We start from the raw sequence: 19,038 nt of genomic DNA on the forward strand, positions 1-19,038 counted from the left end.
GCCTTTTACACCATCGGCTCTGTCAGTTTTGGACTTCAGATCGGCGCCTCTGCTGCAGAGATCGTGATGCTTGTTATGTCCAATAACGCTGTGAATGCGCTGCTCAAGACAGGGGTGAACATCGGAGGGGATGTTTCTGCGGCCATCGGTCCGACCGGCGCCGGGGCAGGTGCGAAAGGCATTATTGCCGACATCATCTCTTTTGCGAGGGCCAAAGGGGCGTATCTCGGTGCTTCCATCGAAGGAGCCGTTGTGGATACGGGAGACAGCATGAATGACGCATATTACGGGCAGCGCGTCACCCCTGAAGACATCCTCATAAAAAACGCTGTGAGCAATCCCAAGTCCACAGAACTTCGCGAAGCGCTCAAGAAAACAGCTCAGGAGAAAAAGGACTGAAGCGGTGTCTCTCATACTTTCCTCAATGCGAAGCGGGGGGCCATGGCTGATTCAGACCTGTTCGACGTCTTTCTCCTTATTGAAAACGGGGAAGAGTCTGTCGTAGCTGCTGAGAACGTGTTCGGGGATAACCCTCACCTCGGTCAGAGCAGCCATGAAGTGGGTATCGCCGACCCACCGGGGAATGCTATGGAAGTGGAGATGTTCTTCTATGCCGGCGCCTGCGACTTTCCCTATGTTAACACCGATATTAAAACCTTCGGGTCTGAAAACCGCTTTCAGAGAGCTGATGGAATGCTGGACCAGCTTCATTAACTCGAGGAGCTCATCGCTGGCCAGTTCGGTGAGCGAAAAGACATGGCGATAGGGCACCACCATGAGGTGTCCGTTGTTGTAAGGATAGAGGTTCATGATGACGTAACCAAGGCTGCCTCTGAAGAGAATGAGGTTTTCTCTGTCTCTCTCCTCCTTCGGCTTTTCGCAAAAGATGCATTCCGGACCCTTTTTCGAGAGGATATATTCGAGCCTCCATGGCGCCCACATCGGCTGTATCATCTCTTTTCCCTTCTTAAGAGATCGAGGACTTTTTGGGCGTCTTCCCAGACGAGCCATTTGTCCTTTGGATTCCTGAGAAGGTATGCCGGGTGGAACGTCGACATGACGGGTATGCCCTTGTAATCGTAGAAGGTTCCTCTCAATTTTGTTATCGGGGTCCTGGTGTTGAGGAGGGAATGTGCTGATATCCTGCCGAGTGATACGATCACCTTCGGCGCAATGATCTCTATCTGTCTTTCGAGAAAGGGCAGGCATGCGCGTATCTCATCTTCTTCGGGGTCTCTGTTCATGGGCGGCCTTGACTTAAGAATATTCGCGATATAGACATCTTCCCTGCGAAGGCCCATCTTTTCGATAAGCCTCGTGAGGAGTTTGCCTGCGTCACCGACAAAGGGCCTTCCCTGTAAGTCTTCGTCTCTTCCCGGGGCTTCTCCGATGAACATGATCTCTGCATCCAGACTGCCTTCACCGAAAACGAGATTCTTCCTGCCCTTTGACAACCCGCATCTTTGACAATCTCCGATCTCCTCACGGAGAGCATCCATGGCAGCCTTCTTTATCTCGGAAGCATGAAGATCTGGAATGTGGTGATGAGCGGCTCTTTCACGCTCGTGTCTTCCTTCGTCTCCTTGCTTTCGCCCTATTATCACCGGCAGACTCTCGAAACCGAGGGCATCTAGGTATTCAAGGACGGTCTTTATGTCGCGGGTTATATTCATATTAACAGGGCCGAATATTCTGAGACCTCACACCCCAACCGAGCTTTGTCCTCAACACTTCAAAGAAATCACTCGTGGGAGGGATGAGGAGCCTTGTCTTGTACGGCGATTTCTCGACTGCAATGACGTCATCCTTTCTTAGGGGGATTCCCTGTTGACCATCAACGGTAAGGAAAACGTCATCGATCGGGGTCCTCAGGACTATTTCGAGGCGGATATCGTCGGGAAGGACAATAGGTCGATTCGAGAGCGTATGGGGACAGATCGGGATCAGTATAATGCTTCCCATGGTAGGATAAAGAATCGGGCCTCCTGCGGAAAGGCAATAAGCCGTCGAGCCGGTGGGGGTAGAAACGATGAGGCCGTCAGCCCTGAAACCGTTCACATAAACACCATTGACGGACGTATCGAGCTCGACGATCCGTGCGAGGGCACCCTTATTGATGACAACATCGTTCAGGGCCGTGTATTCTTCGATCTCCTTGCCGGTCCTGGTGACCCTGGCCGTGAGCATGAGTCGGTCTTCAGCGGCGCACTTCCCTGAGAGGACCATGTGGAGGGCATCGAAGATCTCCTTCTGACTGATCTCTGTTATGAAGCCGAGGCCGCCCAGGTTCACACCGAGGATCGGAACAGACTTCTTGCATGCGAGTCTCGCCACCGAAAGCATCGTGCCGTCGCCGCCGAGGACAATGATTGCCTCGGACAGATCCGGTATCCGCTCACGCGGATAACCGTCGATGCCGATGGTCTCAGCCGATTCGGCATCGAGAAAGACGTCCGTTCCCCTCTCCCTGAGCCAGGGAAGGAGTCTCCTCACGATGTCGAGAGGTTCAGATCTGCCGGCTTTACAGACTATTCCAATCTTTTTCATCTATCCCCTCAAGAAGAATCTCGCGCTCATCCCCCTCCAAAATCGAAAATCTCACCGATAGGAAATCTTCCACATCTCCGAGCCTTTCCGCCCATTCTACAACAGAGATGCCATCTTTTCCAAGATATTCTTCTATCCCGATAAATTCAAATTCCGCGGCGTCTCTGATCCGGTAAAGATCGATGTGGTAAAAGGGGACAGGAGCGTTATGGAGTCTCCCTTCATACTCGGCAATGATCGTGAAGCTTGCACTCGTGATATCCCTCTCCGGAATGGCCAGGCCGAGGGCAATTCCCTTTATGAAGGTCGTCTTGCCCGCGCCTAGGTCTCCATAAAGACAGACGATGTCTCCTTTCTTCAGGTGGCGGGCGAGTCTGGAGCCATAGGAGAGGGTCTCCGCCGGTCCCTTACTCAGAAGCCTCACGGGCGATACCCTTGATAAAGTCTCTCTTCCCGATAATCCCGACGACCTTCCCCGCTTTCACGACGGGGAGGAGATGGATCTTCTTGTCGTTCATGATCGTGGCGACTTCATCAATCGGCGTCTCTTCACTGATGGTGACAACCTCTTTTGTGCAGGCATCCCTGACTGTCGTTGCCGCCATCTTCTTGATCTCTGCCTCGAGTCTGCTTGTGCCCAGAGGGATGAAGGCATCAAAGAGTCTCAGGATCGTGGGGATGTGAAATCTGCTGTTTTTGCTGATCAGGTCATTCTCGGTGATGATCCCGGCTATCCTGCCTTCGCTGTCGGCCACGGGCGCCCCGCTTATGCCCTTCTCTATGAAAAGTCTTCCCAATTCCTCGACCGTTGTGTCCGGTGAAACAAGGACTACTTCCCTTGTCATGATGTCTTTTGCCTTCAGCATTCGAAACTCCTTTACCGTCTTGACGGCGGTGATAACGAACGACCCGGAAACCGCTTTCCTAGATCATACACTAAATGAGCATGCTTATGGTAGATGAATGAAGGGTGGTACGATAGGTCATGGCACGATGTTTGGCGACCACCGCTCTTTGATGCGACAGGCAGATCTCTTTTTCAAGTCTTCACGGGAGATATTCCTTGTCCATCGCCTCGACCGCGAGGTTCCGGGGTTGATGCTCCTGGCCCACAGCAGGGAAGCAGCTGCGAGGCTTCCTGAGATGTTTCGGAAAAACGAGGAGACCCAAAATACGGAGAAGGGAATAAGAACCGTGAAGGCGTGAAGCTCTCTGCTGTTCTGTTACGGTTTCGTTGCCCTATCGTAAGAAGGACGTTGCATTCCGCCTTGCCGGTAACAGGCAGGGGATCAGAGGAGCCTGATGAATCCGCCCTGTCTGCCGGTCGATCCCTTGGCAAAACGGTACGAATAATACTTCTCGGGAAGGCAGTACGTGCATTCCCCTGACAGCCAGATATTCTCTTGGGGAACGCCCATGCCCAAGGCCTGATAGCTATTTGAGCTCTGGAGGTCTAGGTAATATATATCGCCTTTGTTCTTGTAATAGTCACCTTCGCCTGTCGCCTTCCTCACCGCCTCGATCACTTCATGGCCCACGTTATAGCAGCACCACCTGATGCCCGGGCCTATTGCTACCGTTATGTTTGACGGCGACGAGAAGAACCTCTCTGACATCGCCTCGATGGTGAGCTTCAGTATTCCTGCTGCCGTTCCCCTCCAGCCCGCATGCACCGCCCCCGCAACGCGGTTGACCCTGTCGTAAAGTAGAACCGGAACGCAGTCTGCCGCCTGAACGCCGATGACTATATCGTTCCTCCGCGTTATGACGGCATCCCCTATCTTGGCGTCAAGATCTCCATCGACCATGACAACTCTGTCGGTGTGCCTCTGCATCGGCAGATAGATTTTTCCCCTCTCGACAGAAGAGATTTCTGATATCCTTTCGAGATCGACTCCGGGCCTTTTTCCGGTGAAGAACGCCTTCACTCTATGATCAGGCATGTCAGGGAATATGATCTGTTCCATAGGATGCGAAGAGCAGGTTAAGGGAGGATATCTCTGAAGCCCTGCGGAATGCTTTCGATAATATCCGAGGCAACGAGACTATGTCGGCCCTTCTGGGAAGCGGCGATGTCGCCTGCAAGGCCGTGGAGATAGACACCGAGGATTGCTCCGTTGAGCGGGGTCAGGTGTTGTCCGAGGAAGGAAGAGATCATGCCGGTCAGGACATCCCCGGTTCCTGCCGTAGCCATACCCGGATTCCCGGTGGAGTTGATCCATGCCCTTCCATCGGGATCGGCGATTACCGTTGGCACTCCTTTCAGCACAAGAGTAACGCCGCTGTCTTTTGCAAAGGATAGGGCGGTATGGATCCTGTCCATCTCTATCCGTCTTCTGTGCTCCTGGGTCTTGGTTTTGCTCAGGAGTCTTGCCATCTCGCCAGGGTGTGGCGTGAGGATGACAGGAGCCAGGGCCTTCCTGAACATGCCGGTATTCCCTATGGAGTTCAGCCCGTCAGCGTCTATTACCATAGGTGCACGGCAAGATGTGACAACAGCCTCCATAATCTTTTCCGTGTCCTCGGAGACGCCGATGCCGGGGCCGATGCTCAGGACATCCGCACTTTCCGAAAGAAACCCGATTATAACATCCGCTGATTTTGCCGAAAGGCTTCCGTTGCCGTTGTCGGGCAGGGGGAGCGTCATCTCCTCCGTCACCCTTGATTGAAAAACACCCATGAGGGTTTCGGGAACACCGATCGTCACAAGCCCTGCGCCTGTCCTTAAACAGGCCTTTGCAGCCATAAGGGCAGCGCCTGTTCTTCCCCTTGACCCGGCAACGATGAAGACGTGACCATAATCCCCCTTGTGAGAGTAGGCTGGCCTGTCGGGGATCAGGGCTGACAGCAGCCCTCTCTCCACGAGCGTCACGGTTAAATCGGGTGAGGTGAGGAGGTCTTCGGGAAACCCGATGTTCGTGATACAGAGATTTCCCGTGTATTCTGCACCGGGGTAAAGGAGATGACCTCTTTTCGGCAATCCGAAGGTGACCGTGTGGCCGGCCTTGACCGCAACACCCATTACTTGTCCGGTATCTGAGGATATGCCGGAAGGGATATCAACGCTCACGACGGGCGATCCTGAGGCGTTGAGAAAATTGATTGTCTTCGCCATCGCTCCTGCGACGTCCTTGTTCAGCCCTGTGCCGAGCATTGCATCCACCACAACTGCCCCATGAAGGTCTTTTGCCGTGATCTCTGTCCTGAATTCAGCAGGGATACCCATCTTCTTCGCGACTCTGAACTGGGCGAGACAGTCGGGGCTCAACTTGTCTTCCTTAATGAGGAGAAGGATCGCCACATTCCATCCCGAGTTGTAGAGTTCTCTCGCGGCAACGATCCCGTCGCCGCCATTGTTGCCGCCTCCGCAGAGGACGATGGTCTTCTTCTTCTCATAGAGGTCCCTGATCTTCGAGGCAACGGCAAAACCCGCCCTCTCCATGAGGACACCGGCGGGAATGCCGACCTTTTCGATGGTCTTTCTGTCTATTTCCCTCATCTCCTCTGCAGTGACGACCTTCATAACGTCTTTCTCCTTAATCTCAGGGAATTGCTCACAACAGATACGGAACTGAATGCCATGGCTGCTGAGGCGATCATGGGATTCAGGAGCGGACCGCCAAAGGGATAGAGGAGGCCTGCGGCAACGGGTATGCCGATCACGTTATAGAAGAAGGCCCAGAAGAGGTTCTGCTTAATGGTCTTCAGGGTCATTCTGCTGAGGCGTATCGCCTCGACGACGCTCCTCAGGTCTCCCTTTATCAGGGTTATGTCGGAGGCCTCGACGGCGATGTCCGTGCCGGTCCCGATGGCTATGCCCACATCAGCCTCTGCAAGGGCGGGCGCATCATTGATCCCGTCGCCGACCATGGCCGAGACCTTGCCTTCTTTTTTGATCGAGCGAACGATAGCGGCTTTCTGCTCAGGAAGGACCTCAGCAAAGACCCTGTCAACACCGGCAAGTCTTGCCACCGCTTCAGCAGTCTTCTTCTGGTCGCCCGTCAGCATCGAGACCTCGATATGCATCTCCTTGAGGTCTCGTATCGCCTCGGCAGAACCGGCCTTCATCGTGTCTGCAAGGGCAAAGACGGCAGATGCCTCGTTGTTGATTGCCATAAAAACCGGCGTTCTAGCCTCTTCCAAGATCTTGTCGGCCCGTGCCTTCAGGGGAGATACCCTGATCCCTTCTTTCTCGAGAAGCTTCTCATTTCCTATGAATATCGTGAAACTGTTGACAGAGGCCCTTACTCCGCCGCCCGGCACGGCCATGAAATTTTTCGGTTCCTCAAGGCTGATCCCGTCTCTCTCAGCCCTTTTCACGATCGCCTTTCCGAGAGGGTGCTCGGAGACCCTCTCTGCAGAGGCGGCAAGCTTCAGCGCATCTTCTGTCGTGAGGCCTTCCTTTACGACGATATCCAGGACCTCAGGCTCTCCCTTTGTTATGGTGCCTGTCTTGTCGAGGACAATGGATTGTATCTTATGGGCGAGTTCCAGCGCCTCCGCATCCCTGATGAGTATCCCTTTTTCAGCGCCCTTACCTGTGCCCACCATGATGGCAGTCGGCGTCGCGAGACCGAGGGCGCAGGGACATGCTATGATCAGGACAGCGATGAAATTCATGAGCGCCAAGGCAAAGGAGGGTTTCGGACCGAGGAGATACCACACGAGGAATGTGACCACGGCAATTGATATCACCGTCGGCACAAAGACCGACGCCACCTGATCTGCGAGCCTCTGTATCGGCGCCTTGCTCCCCTGGGCTTCTTCGACGAGACGGATGATCTGACCCAGTGCGCTCTCTCTCCCTATCTTCATCGCCCTCATCTTGAAGCTTCCTGATGTGTTGACGCTCCCTCCGTACACCCTGTCCCCCGCCATTTTCTCAACAGGGATGCTCTCGCCGGTAATCATGGCCTCGTCAACCGTCGAATACCCTTCGATGATCTCTCCGTCGACGGGCATGCGGTCTCCCGGCCTCACAATGATCACGTCTCCGACGATAACCTCATCTATAAGGAGCTCCTTTTCCTCCCCTTCCCGCTGCACGAGGGCTGTCCTGGGCTGGAGCCTCATGAGTCTCTTGATTGCCTCCGATGTCCTGCCCCTTGCCTTCGCCTCAAGGAGCCTGCCGAGGAGGATGAGCGTTATGATCGTTGCCGACGTGTCGAAGTAGACGTGGGGAGAGACGCCGCTGCTCCTGAAGAACTGAGGGGTAAAGGTGGCAAGAACGCTGTAGATATACGCTGAAAAGGTCCCGACGGTTATGAGGGTGTTCATGTTTGTTGTTTTATGCCTTATGGCAGACCACGCAGCTCTATGAAACCTCATCCCCGACCAGAACTGCACGGGCGTTGCGAGAACGAAGAGAACGATCCAGTTAGAGAGGATGGGGATATTGACCATGGTGCCGATGATGATCGGAAGAGCAAGGCAGGCACTGATGATGAACCGCTTCCTGATATTGAGGAACTCCTTTTCCCTCTGGACCTTCTCCCTGTCAAGGTAATCTCCCGTTATCTCCTCGGCAGAGTATCCAGCCTCGCTCACGACCTTCTTGAAATCATGAAAGTCGACAAGAGAAGGGATATACTCTACGGAGGCCTTTTCGCCCGGCAGATTCACCGCTGCGTCCAGTACACCGTAGAGCCCCTTCAATGCCTTTTCGACGGCTGCCGAACACGCGGCGCAGGTCATCCCCTTTACGGCAAAATCGATCCTGTTGGTCACGACGCCGTAACCTTCTGAGGCAACGGCAGTTATCATGACATTGAGGTCAACGGGTTCTTCGAGTTCAACCGTCGCCTTTTCAGAAGCGAAGTTAACGGTTGCCTTCTTTACGCCTTTGATCTTACCGAGCCCTTTTTCAACGGCAGCGGCGCAGGCAGCGCACGTCATGCCTGATATGGGGAGGTCGATCTTTTGCATGGTAAGACCATTATATCAAAAAAGGGTGCTCCGATCTCAGCCCAGCACCAACCGGACAAATAAGAATGGGCATTTCATCAATAGCGTGAAACCGGTAAGGCATGGATCGAAGCCTTGTGAATGCGATGGAATTCCGCAATGAGCTATCCCTGGGATTTCACTGAACGTGCGATCACTCATTGAGCAACGAGCGGTGGTCGGCAACTTTCCAAGGATCTGGCGATGCAAGGCTTCTTACCACTCCTGCCCTTGGCGAACATGATATAGTGCAACGGTGAAGATTCTCTCACGTGTTTTTTCTATCTGGTATAATGGTGGATATCACGACGGATAATTTACGGGTGCCGTCTGAAGCAATTCGAGAGGAGGTGGTTTCCACGGAGCAATCAGGCGTGACGCATCAGGACAAGCCCGCTTATCAGTTGTTCACCCCCTCAGGCAAGGCAATCCTCTACCGGGAGATGGTCCGGGACCTATCGGCGGCTGACGTAGTCCTCTTCGGTGAATTCCATAATAACCCGATTGTCCATTGGCTCCAGTATGAGGTTACAAAGGACCTCTTTGAACTCAAAGGGGAATGTCTCATTCTCGGGGCAGAGATGTTCGAGGCCGATGACCAGATCGTGCTCGATGAATACCTGGAGGGCAAGATCAACCGGAATCATCTCATGACCGAGGCGAAGGTCTGGAACAATTACGCTACAGACTATGAGCCCCTCGTGAAGTTTGCTCTCGGCCGCAATCTCAGGTTCATCGCCACAAATATCCCCAGGCGCTACGCGAGTCTCGTGGCACGGGAAGGGCTTGAGGCCCTCGAGGGTCTTGGAGAAGAGGCGAAGAGGTTCATCGCCCCTCTGCCCGTTGTTATTGACATGTCATCGCCGGGATACACGGAAATGGCCGAGGTGGGCATGGCCCATGGCATGGGGACGGGGCCCGAAAACTTCATGGCAGCCCAGGCCATGAAGGACGCTACCATGGCCCATTTTATCTTGAAACACCGGGCTCCGAAGAGCCTCTTTCTTCATTTCAATGGCGAGTACCATTCAAGAAACTATGGCGGGATCTGCTGGTACTTGCGTAAGGCAGACCCAGGGCTCATTGTTCGCATCATCTCACCGGTGGAGGGAGCCCCTCTCACTTTCCAGGAGGATTACCGTGGTCTGGGAGACGTCGTTCTCGTAGTGCCTCCTGAGATGACCAGGACCTACGAGGAGGATTGACGTTCTCAGAAACCGGGATTCAGACACCAGGAAGAAGGGAGAAGACCATGGCAGGGGGAAAGAAGAAGATCGAAGATGTATCGAATGAATTGAATGAAAATATCCTTGCTGTCAAAGGAACCTTAGAACTCATGGAAGCATCAGTCACCGAGGATGAACTGCGCGGACTACTCCTGAAGGCAATCGAGAGGATGGCTATCATCGAGACATTATCGAGCGACATGTTTGTCGTCTTGAAAAGTTGCCTGGACAGACTTGGTGAAATCAGGAAATGACGCCATAACCTCGAAGCATAGGTTCAGGACAGATCGTTCTGAAGACTACGCGGACAAAAAGGCCCAAAGGGCGACTCTCTTGATCAGCAGGATGAGGGATGCATGCCAAGGGTCACAGGGGAACCTCCTGACCGCTGGGAATGGTTATCCGAATTACTGTTCCTTCAGAGGGGACCCCGCTGATCTCAACCTCGCCGCCAAGGAGGCGGGCCCGTTCCCGCATCCCGATGAGCCCGAAGGACCGCGGCTTGAGTATGTCCTCTTCTGAAATTCCCTTGCCGTTGTCCTCTATCGTTAGGACCACTTTGCCGTCACTCTGGCTAAAAGAGGCCCTGACCTTTGTTGCCTCGGCATGGCGCATCACATTCGTCAGCGCCTCCTGGAAAATACGGAAAATGGCGGTCGAACGGTCTCTGTCAAGGACGATCTCTTCGGGTTTGAAGGTGATGTCACAGGATATGCCCGTCCGGCTCTGGAAGTCCTTTGCCTGCCATTCAATGGCGGCGACAAGGCCGATTCCGTCGAGTATGCTCGGCCTCAATTGCGTGCAGATCCTTTTTACCGTCTGGATTGTGGCATCAACGAGATTGGACATAGACCGCGTCTTTTCAGCAAGTTCCTGATGATCCGAGCACTTCCTGCCGACCCAGAAGATGTCCATTTTCAGGGCTGTCAGTGTCTGGCCAAGTTCGTCATGAAGCTCACGGGCGATCATGGTTCGTTCTTCTTCCCTTACGGACTCAAGGTGCTCGTAAAGGCTTCTCAATTGCTCATGGGACGCCCTCAACTCTTCCTCGACCCTCTTTCTGGCCGTTATGTCGCGGGAGACGACGATCATCGATTCAATGGAGCCGTCCTTGGTGAATTCAGGCACGATCCGACCCTCATAATAGCCTGGTCCTGAGGGCATCTCCATTTCGTACTCGATAATGGTTTCCCTGCGGTCCTTGAGAATCTTCTGGAAGGCCTTATTCCAGAGGGATACAAGGTTCTCCGGAAACCCTATCTCTTTACCTGTCCTCCCGACGAATGCCCGGGCAGGCAGGTCGATTGCCCGTTCCAGCGCAGGATTGACATAGGTAAAGCGCATCTCCTTATCAAAACGAGAGACCATATCAGGGGAGTTCTCCGCGAGGGCCTTAAATTCTTGTTCACGCCGGTGCAGGGCGTCTTCTGCGCGCCTCCGCTCCACGAGCTCAAGTTCAAGCTCCTTGTTCAGGGTGATAAGTTCTTCCGTTCGCTCTTTAACCAACTCTTCAAGGCGGTTGCGATGCCTCCAAAGTTCATCGGCGTAAGACTGGAGTTGCAGCAGTATTTTCCTCCGTTCTTCCTCAGCCGCCTCCCGCTCAGCGATCTCGGCCTGCAACAATTCATTTGCCTTCGTCAGTTCTGCTGTCCGTTCCTGAACCCTTTGTTCCAGTTCATCATGGGACTGTTTCAAGGCCTCCTCGGCCCGTCTTCGCTCGGCCCGGTCCTCGGCCTCCCTGAGCGCTCTCTCTATGGAGGGTGCGAGTCGGGACAGATTGTCTTTCAGCACATAATCCGTAGCGCCTATCTTGAGCGTCTCGATGGCAAACTCCTCGCCGATCGCACCGGAAAGAAAGATGAAAGGCAATCCCGGACATTTTTCCTTTGCGATTTTTAGCGCCGACAGACCGTCAAAGGCAGGAAGAGAGTAATCCGAGAGGATTACATCGAAGACGCCCTTTTCGAGTGCGGAAACGAAGGCATCCTTTGTTTCGACGCGCACTGCCGAGCAACGAATACCCTCCTTGGCAAGCTTCAGCCTGAGAAGTTCAAAGTCGTCCTGGTTGTCTTCAAGATTCAGGATAGACAATTCTCTTTTTGAGACACCTTCATTCATCGTATCCGCCGCAGGGTCCAGAGAACTCATGACATCCCGTAGATTTCAGACATTGCTGAGTTTCGGTTCGCCGTCATGAGGATGAACCACGGGAAAAAAATGCTGCTATCGAGGAGTCTCATCGCTTGTTTAACGCCGCAGAGAAGGATTTTCATTGAGCAGAAGCCAATAGTATCCGATCTGCTTAACGATTTCTACGAACTGGTCGAAATCGACGGGCTTTCGTATGTAACTGTTGACCCCAAGGTTATAGCTTTCGACCACATCCCGCTCTTCCTTTGAGGAGGTGAGGACTACCACGGGAATGACCTTGCGTACGCTGTCCCCCTTGATCTTCCTGAGGATCTCTATCCCGTCAACCTTCGGCAATTTGAGGTCAAGGAGAATAAGGCCGGGAAGAACAGGGGTTGTGTTTGCATACTTACCCCTATGGAACAGATAATCGAGTGCGTCCTGCCCGTCCCTGAGCACTTCCAGGGGATTGGCAATATTGTTTCTCTTCAGTGCACGAACGGTGAGTTCCACGTCGTCAGGATTATCCTCTACGAGGAGGATGGTGACTTGTTCGTTCAACATGTTAGCCTCCGAACGGTATGGTAATAAAAAACGTTGCTCCCTTTCCGGACTCTGACTCAGCCCAAACCTTCCCGGCATGGCGTTCGACGATTCTCTTCACAATTGCAAGACCGATGCCGGTTCCCTCATACTCTTCGGGAAGATGAAGTCTCTGGAAGACCCCGAATATCTTCTCGTGATACTCCATGTCAAAACCGATGCCGTTGTCCCTCACAAAGATTGCCTTCTTCTCGTCATCGAATCCTATCTCAATTTTGGAATCCATTCCGTTCCGGGTGAATTTGATGGCATTCGAGATAAGGTTAGATAAAGCGACCTGCATCAATTTTTGGTCACAATCAAGAACGGGAATATTCCCAAAAGCTATGGTTATCCCCCGGGCTTCGATCTCCGGTCTGAAGTCATTGAGGGCATTTTTCACGATTCCCTGAATATCGACCGGTCTTTTCTGGAGCTCTGTTCTCCCGGCCTTGGATAGGGTAAGCATGTCATCGATAAGGGAAGACATCTTCAACGTATTGGCCCTTATCCTGTTGAGATAATGCTGGCATTGGGCTTCGATCTTCTGTGAGTAGTCATCAAGGAGTATCTTCGAGAAGCCTTCGATACCCCTGAGGGGCGCCCTGAGGTCGTGGGAAACAGAATAGGCGAAGGCCTCGAGTTCCTGATTTGCATAAGCAATATCCTCATGGGCCTTCATCAGCGAACGGTTTTCTCTCTCCAGGGCCTCTGCCATCTCGTTAAACGAGAGGATGAGTCCACCGATTTCGTCGGGATGTCGCACATCAAGCCTCATGGAGTAATCGCCCTCCCTGATCTTCAATGTCAGTTCCTTTATCTTTTCCCTGAAGGTCAGAAGGGGCTGGCTGATGAGTTTCGAGAGGACGATATAAATGATGATGGCTATGATGAACAGGCCGGCGATACTGATGAGAATATTCTTGTTCCTCAACCGCGCGATGGCCCCATAATTTTTCTCAGCGTTCTTGCTTACGATGATGCCGCCAAGGACCTTCCTTTCTGACCCATGACAGCCATAACATTGTGGGTTGTTCAAGACTGGATGGATCGTGGTGATATACTGCTTTCCACCAATGTTCTTTTGGGACGCCTGCGGAGGCTGGAGACCCGTCTTTAATGAGGCATCGAGAGTTTCCAGAAAAGGTCTGTCCGGAATGACGGCAGCCATCGGCAACGTGACCGTGTCCTTTTCAGTCGCAAAGGAGATCTTCTGGTCATAAGCGCAGATGAAAATGTCCGGTCCGCCATGGTCACGTATCTCCAGCAATTGCCTTTCCATTGCCGGACTGTCACCGATTGCCATGGTGTATCTGAGGCTCTCAACGATGATGCGGGCCTGTTCTTCACTGGACAGGACAATCTCTTTGACCATATCCTTGGTCTGGTGAGAGACCGTCAGGTAGATTATGACTGCCATGACTGTGGCTACACTCAAAGTTAAGACGGTGAGGATCGTCCTGGCTAGGCGTTTCCTGATAAATCCGAACATCCTTCTCCCCCAAAAGTCTTAGCCGCCAGCTTCTCTCTCTCTCATAGGTGCGGTATATGGTATCTTACTATTTTTGCGGTATTATCGCAATATGCCTCGGCGTCGTCCTCTTCTAGGGAGTTTCATCAAGAGAACTTCTGTGTCCTTTGCATGGGGTGTCTCCGCTATCGTCCGGAGTGATGGGCCGGGTGAAGGGAATGGCGGATTATTCCCCGCGGTTCCGGTAAAATCTCACCTTCCTTGCCCCCATGAGACACGACAAAAGCATGCTCACAAGACTCACAATGAGTGCCCCCCAGAAGGCAGGCCTGAAGCCCTCTATCTGAAGGCCGAGAGACAGAGGGCCTGACAGCCAGGCAGTAAGGGTCAGCATGAAGGCGTTAACGATGAGGGTAAAGAGTCCGAGGGTGAAGAGGATAAGAGGCAATGTGAGGAGTTGGACAAGGGGTTTTATGAAAGAGTTCACCAGTCCGAAGATCGCCCCGATGATGATCATCTTCCACCATTCGCCGGTGAATGTTATGCCGTCGACAAGTTTCACCGCAGCCATGATCGACAAGGCATTGATCATTACTCTCAGAATCAGGTATTCCATTCACGGTCAGCCTTTACTCATAATCATAGCAGAATCTGCTCGTGTTGAGTATGCCGATGGGCGCTTACTATTGACTTATCCGGCCTCTATTGGTTAGGTTTAATGAGTCAGGTCACTGACCGGCCTTATTTTCGCTGCGGAGGTTTTGATGATACGAAGAATCTCTCTCCTTCCGGATAAAAGAGGTTTCACCCTTATTGAACTCCTTGTCGTTCTCGTAATCATAGGTCTTCTCGCGGCCCTCGTCGGTCCAAGGGTCTTCTCGGGCGTCGGAAAAGGGAAACAGGGCAGTGCAAAGGCCCAGATTGAGCTCTTCGGACAGGCACTGGACCAGTTCAGGCTCGATACGGGAAGATATCCCACCACCCAGGAAGGGTTGAATGCCTTAGTGACGAATCCGGGGGCCGACAACTGGCAGGGACCCTATCTCAAGAAAGGCGTGCCCAATGACCCCTGGGGCAAGCCCTATCACTACCAATGCCCCGGCACCCATGGGGAATACGATTTGATTACCTATGGCAGGGACGGAGCGCCGGGAGGGGACGGAGAGGACAAGGACGTCGTAAGCTGGGAATGAACGAAAATGGATGAAGGATGAATTATGAAGGGTAAGAATAGAGTAAGAGGCTCGACCAAGAAAGGATGAAGAAAGTTTTTCATCCCTCATAATTCATCCTTCATCCTTATTTTTGTCCACCTCGTATTCAAGCAGCGCAATCTTCTGACTCAGCTCCTTCACTTTCCCCTTGAGGTCTGAGATCACATAGGAAAAGTAGATCAGTGCCAGGACAAGAAAGAAGATGATCCAGACAAAGACAAGGGCAGGGGGATAGCCGATTCCCAAAACCCTGGCGATGGGGTCCACAATCTTGTCGGCTACGGAGCTCGCCATGAGGGCAAAGCCGACGATAAACCATGTTACAGAGAGCTCTTCCCTGAACTTCTTCCTTCTGACCATCTCGAATATAATGAGGAAGAATATCAGGCCGAGCAGAAAGAGCGTGATCCTCGCACTAAAAGACATGCCTATTCCCTTTCCCTTCCCATCATGACCATGATGACGGCAAGCGTCATCTTGATGACATAGAGTACCGGTCTCAGGCCGCTGTGCATTGATTTCTTATCTGGGCTCTTCACCATGATTACCGGTGCCTCGACGACTCTGAACTTTTTTCTGTGGAGGGCCATGATGATGTTGACATCGGGATAATCGAGGGGGTAGTTATCGCCCTGCGAAAGATAGGAGAAGGCCTTCCTGTTGAGCAACTGAAACCCTGACGTGGGGTCGGTTATCGTTGCACCGGTATACATCTTGGCGATCTTCGAAAAGAGCCATATCCCGATCGCCCTTGGTATACCGGGCCTGTAGCCTTCTTTCAGGAAGCGGGAGCCTATCACGACGTCGGCGGCCTCATGTTCCATTGCGGCCAACAGATTTTCGACGGAAGAGAGGACATGCTGACCGTCAGCATCCATAGTGATGACAAAATCATACCCATGGCGTTCGGCAAACCGGAATCCCGTCTGGAGGGCTGCTCCGTAGCCGAGGTTGAAGGGAAGATCTATCACCCTGACGCCCTCCTGCCTCGCTATGGCTGCCGTATTGTCTGTGGAGCCGTCATTTATAAGGAGGATGTCGGCATACGGTGCATATTCTTTCGCATTCCTGATCACCGTTCCGATGGTCTTCTCTTCATTCAGTGCCGGAATAACGATGAGATGTCTCTTTCTAGCCATGTGCCTCTTGGTTATCCGATTACCAGATGGGAGAACTATTCTTTGCACTCTACCCAGTTTTTCCCATGACCAATATCGACTTTCAGAGGGACTGTCAAATCCGCGGCTCCTTCCATCCCTTCACGGATCATCTCTCTTGCCCATTCAATCTCTCCCTCAGGCGTCTCGAAAACAAGTTCATCGTGGACCTGGAGGATCAGCCTGGTCTTCAGCATCTCTTCCCGGAGAGTCTTTGAGATTCGTATCATGGCAATCTTAATGATGTCGGCAGCCGTCCCTTGTAAGGGAGAGTTGATAGCGAGACGCTCACCCTGGGCCCTTGTATTCGCATTGCTGCTCTTCATCTCGGGGACGGCCCTTTTCCTCCCGACGAGCGTCGCGACATATCCTTTTTGACGGGCATTGTGGAGGGATTGTTCAATGTAAGACTTCACACCGGGATGTTTTTCAAAATAACCGGTAATATATCTTTTCGCATTTTCAGGGGTGATGTCTAAGGCTTCAGACAGCCCGAAGGGCGAGATGCCATAAACAATACCGAAGTTTACGGTCTTTGCGACCCGTCGCATATCTGAGGTTACGCTATCCATGGTTACTCCAAAAATCTCCGAGGCAGTCCGTGTATGGACATCGACTCCGGAAAGGAATGCATCGATCAGCCCCCTGTCGCCGCTCATATGGGCAAGGAGCCTCAGCTCGATCTGAGAGTAGTCTGCTGAAACCAAAACATTACCTTCCTCAGCGATGAAGGCCTCCCTGATCCGCTTTCCCCACTCACCCCGGATGGGTATATTCTGAAGGTTCGGCTCACTGCTGCTCAGCCTGCCCGTTGCGGTTCCTGTTTGGTTGAAGGATGTATGGATCCGGCCTGTGGCAGGGTCTATGAGTTGGGGAAGGACGTCGGTATAGGTGGACTTCAGCTTGCTGAGACTCCGGTAATCCAGTATCTCCCTTGGAATCCCGTGCTCGGTTGCCAGATCCTCAAGAACTCCTACTTCGGTAGAAAAGCCGGTCTTCGTCCTTTTCCTGGGCTTCAACCCAAGAGTCTGGAACAAGACCCTGCTTAGCTGTTTCGGTGAATTAATGTTGAATTCCTCGCCGGCAAGGAAATAGACCCGTCGCTGGATTGCGTCAATCTCCCTGGCGAGCTCATTTGAGATTTCCTTCAGCCTGGCGTCGTCGACCTTAAAACCGGCCTCTTCGATCCCCATAAGAATATGAAGAAGGGGCATCTCTATCTCAAAATAGAGCTTCTCCATCCCCTCGTTCTTCACCCTTTCGAAGAGGAGTTCCTTGAGTTCGAAGGCCAGAGCCGCATCTTCTGCGGAATAGTCTGTGGCCTCGTCAACAGGGACTTCGGCAAAAGAGGTCCTTTTCCCGAGGACCTCCTGGAATGACCTCTTGCGATAGGAAAGATACTCGAAGGCGACATCTTCAAGGCTGTGGTTCGGCTTGTTCGGATTCAGAAGATAAGAGGCGAGCATGGTGTCATAGAGTCTTCCCTTGACCATGAGTCCCTCGCGCCCCAGCATCGCCATATCGTATTTCAGATTGTGACCGATCTTGGATATCTCTTCATCCCCGAAGGAGGCTGCCAGGATCGCAAAGGACTCTTTTTTATCAGGTTGCTCGGGTTTGTCGGGGTAGGCATGATCCAGAGGTATGTAGTAGGCATGCTCTCTTGAACTGCAGATCGAGAGGCCGACAACCCTGTCTGTGCGAGGGTCCCTGCCGGTCGCTTCGACGTCAAAAGCAAATTGCGGGCGAAGGGAAGAGGCAACGTCCCGTAAGGAATCAAGGGAAGAGACAGTCTCAAAGGTTGTTTCGCGCTTTGCCGTGGGGATGAGTTTCATGAGGCTTCCGAACTCAAACTCCCTGAAGAGGGAAAGGAGTGCTGCCCAATCAGGTTCCCTGAGTCTGAATTCCTGGAGCCTCACATCGAGCGGTATCGAAGTGTTTATCGTCGCGAGCCGTCTCGATATCCTTGCAACCTCGGCGTTTTCGGCTATAAGGTTCCTCAGTTTCTCCTTCTGGATCGTCTCCGGATGATTCAGGATCTCTTCGAGATCCCCCGAATTGACCAAAAGTTCTCTCGCCGACTTCTCGCCGATCCCTTTTATTCCCGGAATGTTGTCGACGGCATCACCGGTGAGCGCCATAAACTCTGCCACCCGCTCGGGGCCGACACCGAATCGTTCTTTCACATGTTCGGCGTCGAGGATCCTGTCCTTGACGGGGTCGTAGACCTTCACCCCGTCACCGACGATCTGGAGCATATCTTTGTCGGAAGTGACTATGAAGACCTTTGCGCCCTCCTTTGCTGCCTTGAGTGCTATGGTGGCCAGCAGGTCGTCTGCTTCATACCCGGGCTGCTCAAAAATCTTGATTTTGAAGGCCGAGATTACCCTGCGTACATGAGGCAGCTGCAGTACAAGATCTCCAGGCGTCTCGGGTCTGCGCGCCTTGTATGCTTCAAAGATCCTGTGTCTCTCAGTCAGTACGGGAGAATCGAAGGAGACAATGATTCCATCGGGCTGTTTCTCCCTGATGATCTTGAGGAGCATATTCGTAAATCCGAAGATGGCATTCGTCGGAAAGCCCTTTGAGTTTGTTAGTCCCTTTATGGCATAAAAGGCACGGTAGACATAGGAATTTCCGTCAATGAGGTAGAGGTTCATGGGAGATTATACCGCAATTCATACCAAATGGGGAACGCGGGGAGGGCATAGCCGCTGCGTGGATACACTCGTGTGCAGAGACAAAAAAACTCCCCGGTGTTTTTCCGG

20 protein-coding genes are annotated in these 19,038 nt (G+C 52.7%); 5 read left to right on the forward strand and 15 right to left on the reverse strand.

Features of this window, described 5'->3' with window-relative positions:
* A partial coding sequence (locus VFG09_10485) for a lipid-binding SYLF domain-containing protein (GenBank protein ID HET6515576.1) occupies positions 1-399 on the forward strand: 399 nt, incomplete at its 5' end.
* Between the two features lie 51 nt (positions 400-450).
* Here the strand turns inward: VFG09_10485 and VFG09_10490 are convergent.
* The 5 genes from VFG09_10490 to VFG09_10510 form a co-directional block, all read right to left on the reverse strand.
* Positions 451-954 carry an HIT domain-containing protein gene (locus tag VFG09_10490; GenBank protein ID HET6515577.1) on the reverse strand — a complete coding sequence of 168 codons (504 nt, stop codon included), beginning with the start codon at positions 952-954 and terminating at the stop codon, positions 451-453.
* On the reverse strand, positions 951-1,499 hold the full coding sequence (locus VFG09_10495) for a uracil-DNA glycosylase (GenBank protein HET6515578.1): 549 nt from the start codon (positions 1,497-1,499) through the stop codon (positions 951-953). Before VFG09_10495 ends, VFG09_10490 begins: the two co-directional genes overlap by 4 nt.
* Before the next feature lie 175 nt (positions 1,500-1,674).
* Positions 1,675-2,547 carry an NAD(+)/NADH kinase gene (locus VFG09_10500; protein HET6515579.1) on the reverse strand — a complete coding sequence of 291 codons (873 nt, stop codon included), beginning with the start codon at positions 2,545-2,547 and terminating at the stop codon, positions 1,675-1,677.
* Positions 2,522-2,971, reverse strand: coding sequence for a tRNA (adenosine(37)-N6)-threonylcarbamoyltransferase complex ATPase subunit type 1 TsaE (gene tsaE / locus VFG09_10505; GenBank protein HET6515580.1), 450 nt, complete (start codon positions 2,969-2,971; stop codon positions 2,522-2,524). The genes VFG09_10500 and tsaE overlap by 26 nt, the downstream gene beginning before the upstream one ends.
* Complete coding sequence (locus VFG09_10510; protein ID HET6515581.1) at positions 2,955-3,413, reverse strand: CBS domain-containing protein; 459 nt, start codon at positions 3,411-3,413, stop codon at positions 2,955-2,957. The genes tsaE and VFG09_10510 overlap by 17 nt, the downstream gene beginning before the upstream one ends.
* Before the next feature lie 97 nt (positions 3,414-3,510).
* Between VFG09_10510 and VFG09_10515 the strand changes: the two genes are divergently transcribed.
* Complete coding sequence (locus tag VFG09_10515) at positions 3,511-3,753, forward strand: pseudouridine synthase (GenBank protein ID HET6515582.1); 243 nt, start codon at positions 3,511-3,513, stop codon at positions 3,751-3,753.
* Between the two features lie 83 nt (positions 3,754-3,836).
* Here VFG09_10515 and pgeF read toward each other — a convergent pair whose 3' ends face one another.
* Genes pgeF through VFG09_10530 form a run of 3 tightly spaced genes read right to left on the reverse strand, consistent with a single transcriptional unit; the run spans position 3,837 to position 8,472 of the window.
* Positions 3,837-4,514: a peptidoglycan editing factor PgeF gene (pgeF, locus tag VFG09_10520; protein HET6515583.1), complete on the reverse strand. Its 678-nt coding sequence runs from the start codon at positions 4,512-4,514 to the stop codon at positions 3,837-3,839.
* 17 nt (positions 4,515-4,531) lie between these two features.
* Entirely contained in the window at positions 4,532-6,070 is a 1,539-nt protein-coding gene (locus VFG09_10525) for an NAD(P)H-hydrate dehydratase (GenBank protein ID HET6515584.1), read from the reverse strand.
* Positions 6,067-8,472, reverse strand: coding sequence for a heavy metal translocating P-type ATPase (locus VFG09_10530; protein ID HET6515585.1), 2,406 nt, complete (start codon positions 8,470-8,472; stop codon positions 6,067-6,069). Before VFG09_10530 ends, VFG09_10525 begins: the two co-directional genes overlap by 4 nt.
* Positions 8,473-8,813: 341 nt before the next feature.
* Here VFG09_10530 and VFG09_10535 point away from each other — a divergent pair, with 341 nt between their 5' ends.
* Positions 8,814-9,695 carry a ChaN family lipoprotein gene (locus VFG09_10535; GenBank protein ID HET6515586.1) on the forward strand — a complete coding sequence of 294 codons (882 nt, stop codon included), beginning with the start codon at positions 8,814-8,816 and terminating at the stop codon, positions 9,693-9,695.
* The gene (locus VFG09_10540) at positions 9,692-9,970 is read left to right on the forward strand and encodes a hypothetical protein (protein ID HET6515587.1); all 279 of its coding nucleotides are present in this window, start codon (positions 9,692-9,694) and stop codon (positions 9,968-9,970) included. Before VFG09_10535 ends, VFG09_10540 begins: the two co-directional genes overlap by 4 nt.
* Positions 9,971-10,082: 112 nt before the next feature.
* Here VFG09_10540 and VFG09_10545 read toward each other — a convergent pair whose 3' ends face one another.
* From VFG09_10545 to VFG09_10560, 4 genes are all read right to left on the reverse strand, one after another.
* The gene (locus tag VFG09_10545; protein HET6515588.1) at positions 10,083-11,864 is read right to left on the reverse strand and encodes an ATP-binding protein; all 1,782 of its coding nucleotides are present in this window, start codon (positions 11,862-11,864) and stop codon (positions 10,083-10,085) included.
* A 99-nt stretch (positions 11,865-11,963) separates the two neighbouring features.
* On the reverse strand, positions 11,964-12,410 hold the full coding sequence (locus VFG09_10550; GenBank protein HET6515589.1) for a response regulator: 447 nt from the start codon (positions 12,408-12,410) through the stop codon (positions 11,964-11,966).
* A 1-nt stretch (position 12,411) separates the two neighbouring features.
* Complete coding sequence (locus tag VFG09_10555; GenBank protein ID HET6515590.1) at positions 12,412-13,920, reverse strand: ATP-binding protein; 1,509 nt, start codon at positions 13,918-13,920, stop codon at positions 12,412-12,414.
* 205 nt (positions 13,921-14,125) lie between these two features.
* Complete coding sequence (locus tag VFG09_10560; GenBank protein HET6515591.1) at positions 14,126-14,515, reverse strand: phage holin family protein; 390 nt, start codon at positions 14,513-14,515, stop codon at positions 14,126-14,128.
* A gap of 148 nt (positions 14,516-14,663) precedes the next feature.
* Between VFG09_10560 and gspG the strand changes: the two genes are divergently transcribed.
* A complete protein-coding gene (gene gspG, locus VFG09_10565; protein ID HET6515592.1) occupies positions 14,664-15,092 on the forward strand; it encodes a type II secretion system major pseudopilin GspG in 429 nt (142 codons plus the stop codon).
* A 93-nt stretch (positions 15,093-15,185) separates the two neighbouring features.
* On the opposite strand, the gene VFG09_10570 is transcribed toward gspG, so the two are convergent.
* Genes VFG09_10570 through polA form a run of 3 tightly spaced genes read right to left on the reverse strand, consistent with a single transcriptional unit; the run spans position 15,186 to position 18,930 of the window.
* Positions 15,186-15,539, reverse strand: coding sequence for a DUF2304 domain-containing protein (locus VFG09_10570; GenBank protein HET6515593.1), 354 nt, complete (start codon positions 15,537-15,539; stop codon positions 15,186-15,188).
* A 2-nt stretch (positions 15,540-15,541) separates the two neighbouring features.
* Positions 15,542-16,252, reverse strand: coding sequence for a glycosyltransferase family 2 protein (locus VFG09_10575; GenBank protein ID HET6515594.1), 711 nt, complete (start codon positions 16,250-16,252; stop codon positions 15,542-15,544).
* Positions 16,253-16,287: 35 nt separating this feature from the next.
* Positions 16,288-18,930: a DNA polymerase I gene (polA, locus tag VFG09_10580; protein HET6515595.1), complete on the reverse strand. Its 2,643-nt coding sequence runs from the start codon at positions 18,928-18,930 to the stop codon at positions 16,288-16,290.
* Positions 18,931-19,038 lie beyond the last annotated feature (108 nt).

The organism is Thermodesulfovibrionales bacterium, from assembly GCA_035686305.1.
Lineage (GTDB): Bacteria > Nitrospirota > Thermodesulfovibrionia > Thermodesulfovibrionales > UBA9159 > DASRZP01.

Bases quoted from the DNA above. Each gene is read 5' to 3' on its own strand.
- VFG09_10560 (HET6515591.1), bottom strand. From the start codon at position 14,515: ATGGAATACCTGATTCTGAGAGTAATGATCAATGCCTTGTCGATCATG.
- VFG09_10575 (HET6515594.1), bottom strand. From the start codon at position 16,252: ATGGCTAGAAAGAGACATCTCATCGTTATTCCGGCACTGAATGAAGAG.
- pgeF (HET6515583.1), bottom strand. From the start codon at position 4,514: ATGGAACAGATCATATTCCCTGACATGCCTGATCATAGAGTGAAGGCG.
- VFG09_10570 (HET6515593.1), bottom strand. From the start codon at position 15,539: ATGTCTTTTAGTGCGAGGATCACGCTCTTTCTGCTCGGCCTGATATTC.
- VFG09_10510 (HET6515581.1), bottom strand. From the start codon at position 3,413: ATGCTGAAGGCAAAAGACATCATGACAAGGGAAGTAGTCCTTGTTTCA.
- VFG09_10490 (HET6515577.1), bottom strand. From the start codon at position 954: ATGATACAGCCGATGTGGGCGCCATGGAGGCTCGAATATATCCTCTCG.
- VFG09_10550 (HET6515589.1), bottom strand. From the start codon at position 12,410: ATGTTGAACGAACAAGTCACCATCCTCCTCGTAGAGGATAATCCTGAC.
- VFG09_10500 (HET6515579.1), bottom strand. From the start codon at position 2,547: ATGAAAAAGATTGGAATAGTCTGTAAAGCCGGCAGATCTGAACCTCTC.
- VFG09_10530 (HET6515585.1), bottom strand. From the start codon at position 8,472: ATGCAAAAGATCGACCTCCCCATATCAGGCATGACGTGCGCTGCCTGC.
- VFG09_10525 (HET6515584.1), bottom strand. From the start codon at position 6,070: ATGAAGGTCGTCACTGCAGAGGAGATGAGGGAAATAGACAGAAAGACC.
- VFG09_10495 (HET6515578.1), bottom strand. From the start codon at position 1,499: ATGGATGCTCTCCGTGAGGAGATCGGAGATTGTCAAAGATGCGGGTTG.
- VFG09_10555 (HET6515590.1), bottom strand. From the start codon at position 13,920: ATGTTCGGATTTATCAGGAAACGCCTAGCCAGGACGATCCTCACCGTC.
- gspG (HET6515592.1), top strand. From the start codon at position 14,664: ATGATACGAAGAATCTCTCTCCTTCCGGATAAAAGAGGTTTCACCCTT.
- VFG09_10545 (HET6515588.1), bottom strand. From the start codon at position 11,864: ATGAGTTCTCTGGACCCTGCGGCGGATACGATGAATGAAGGTGTCTCA.
- VFG09_10515 (HET6515582.1), top strand. From the start codon at position 3,511: ATGAAGGGTGGTACGATAGGTCATGGCACGATGTTTGGCGACCACCGC.
- polA (HET6515595.1), bottom strand. From the start codon at position 18,930: ATGAACCTCTACCTCATTGACGGAAATTCCTATGTCTACCGTGCCTTT.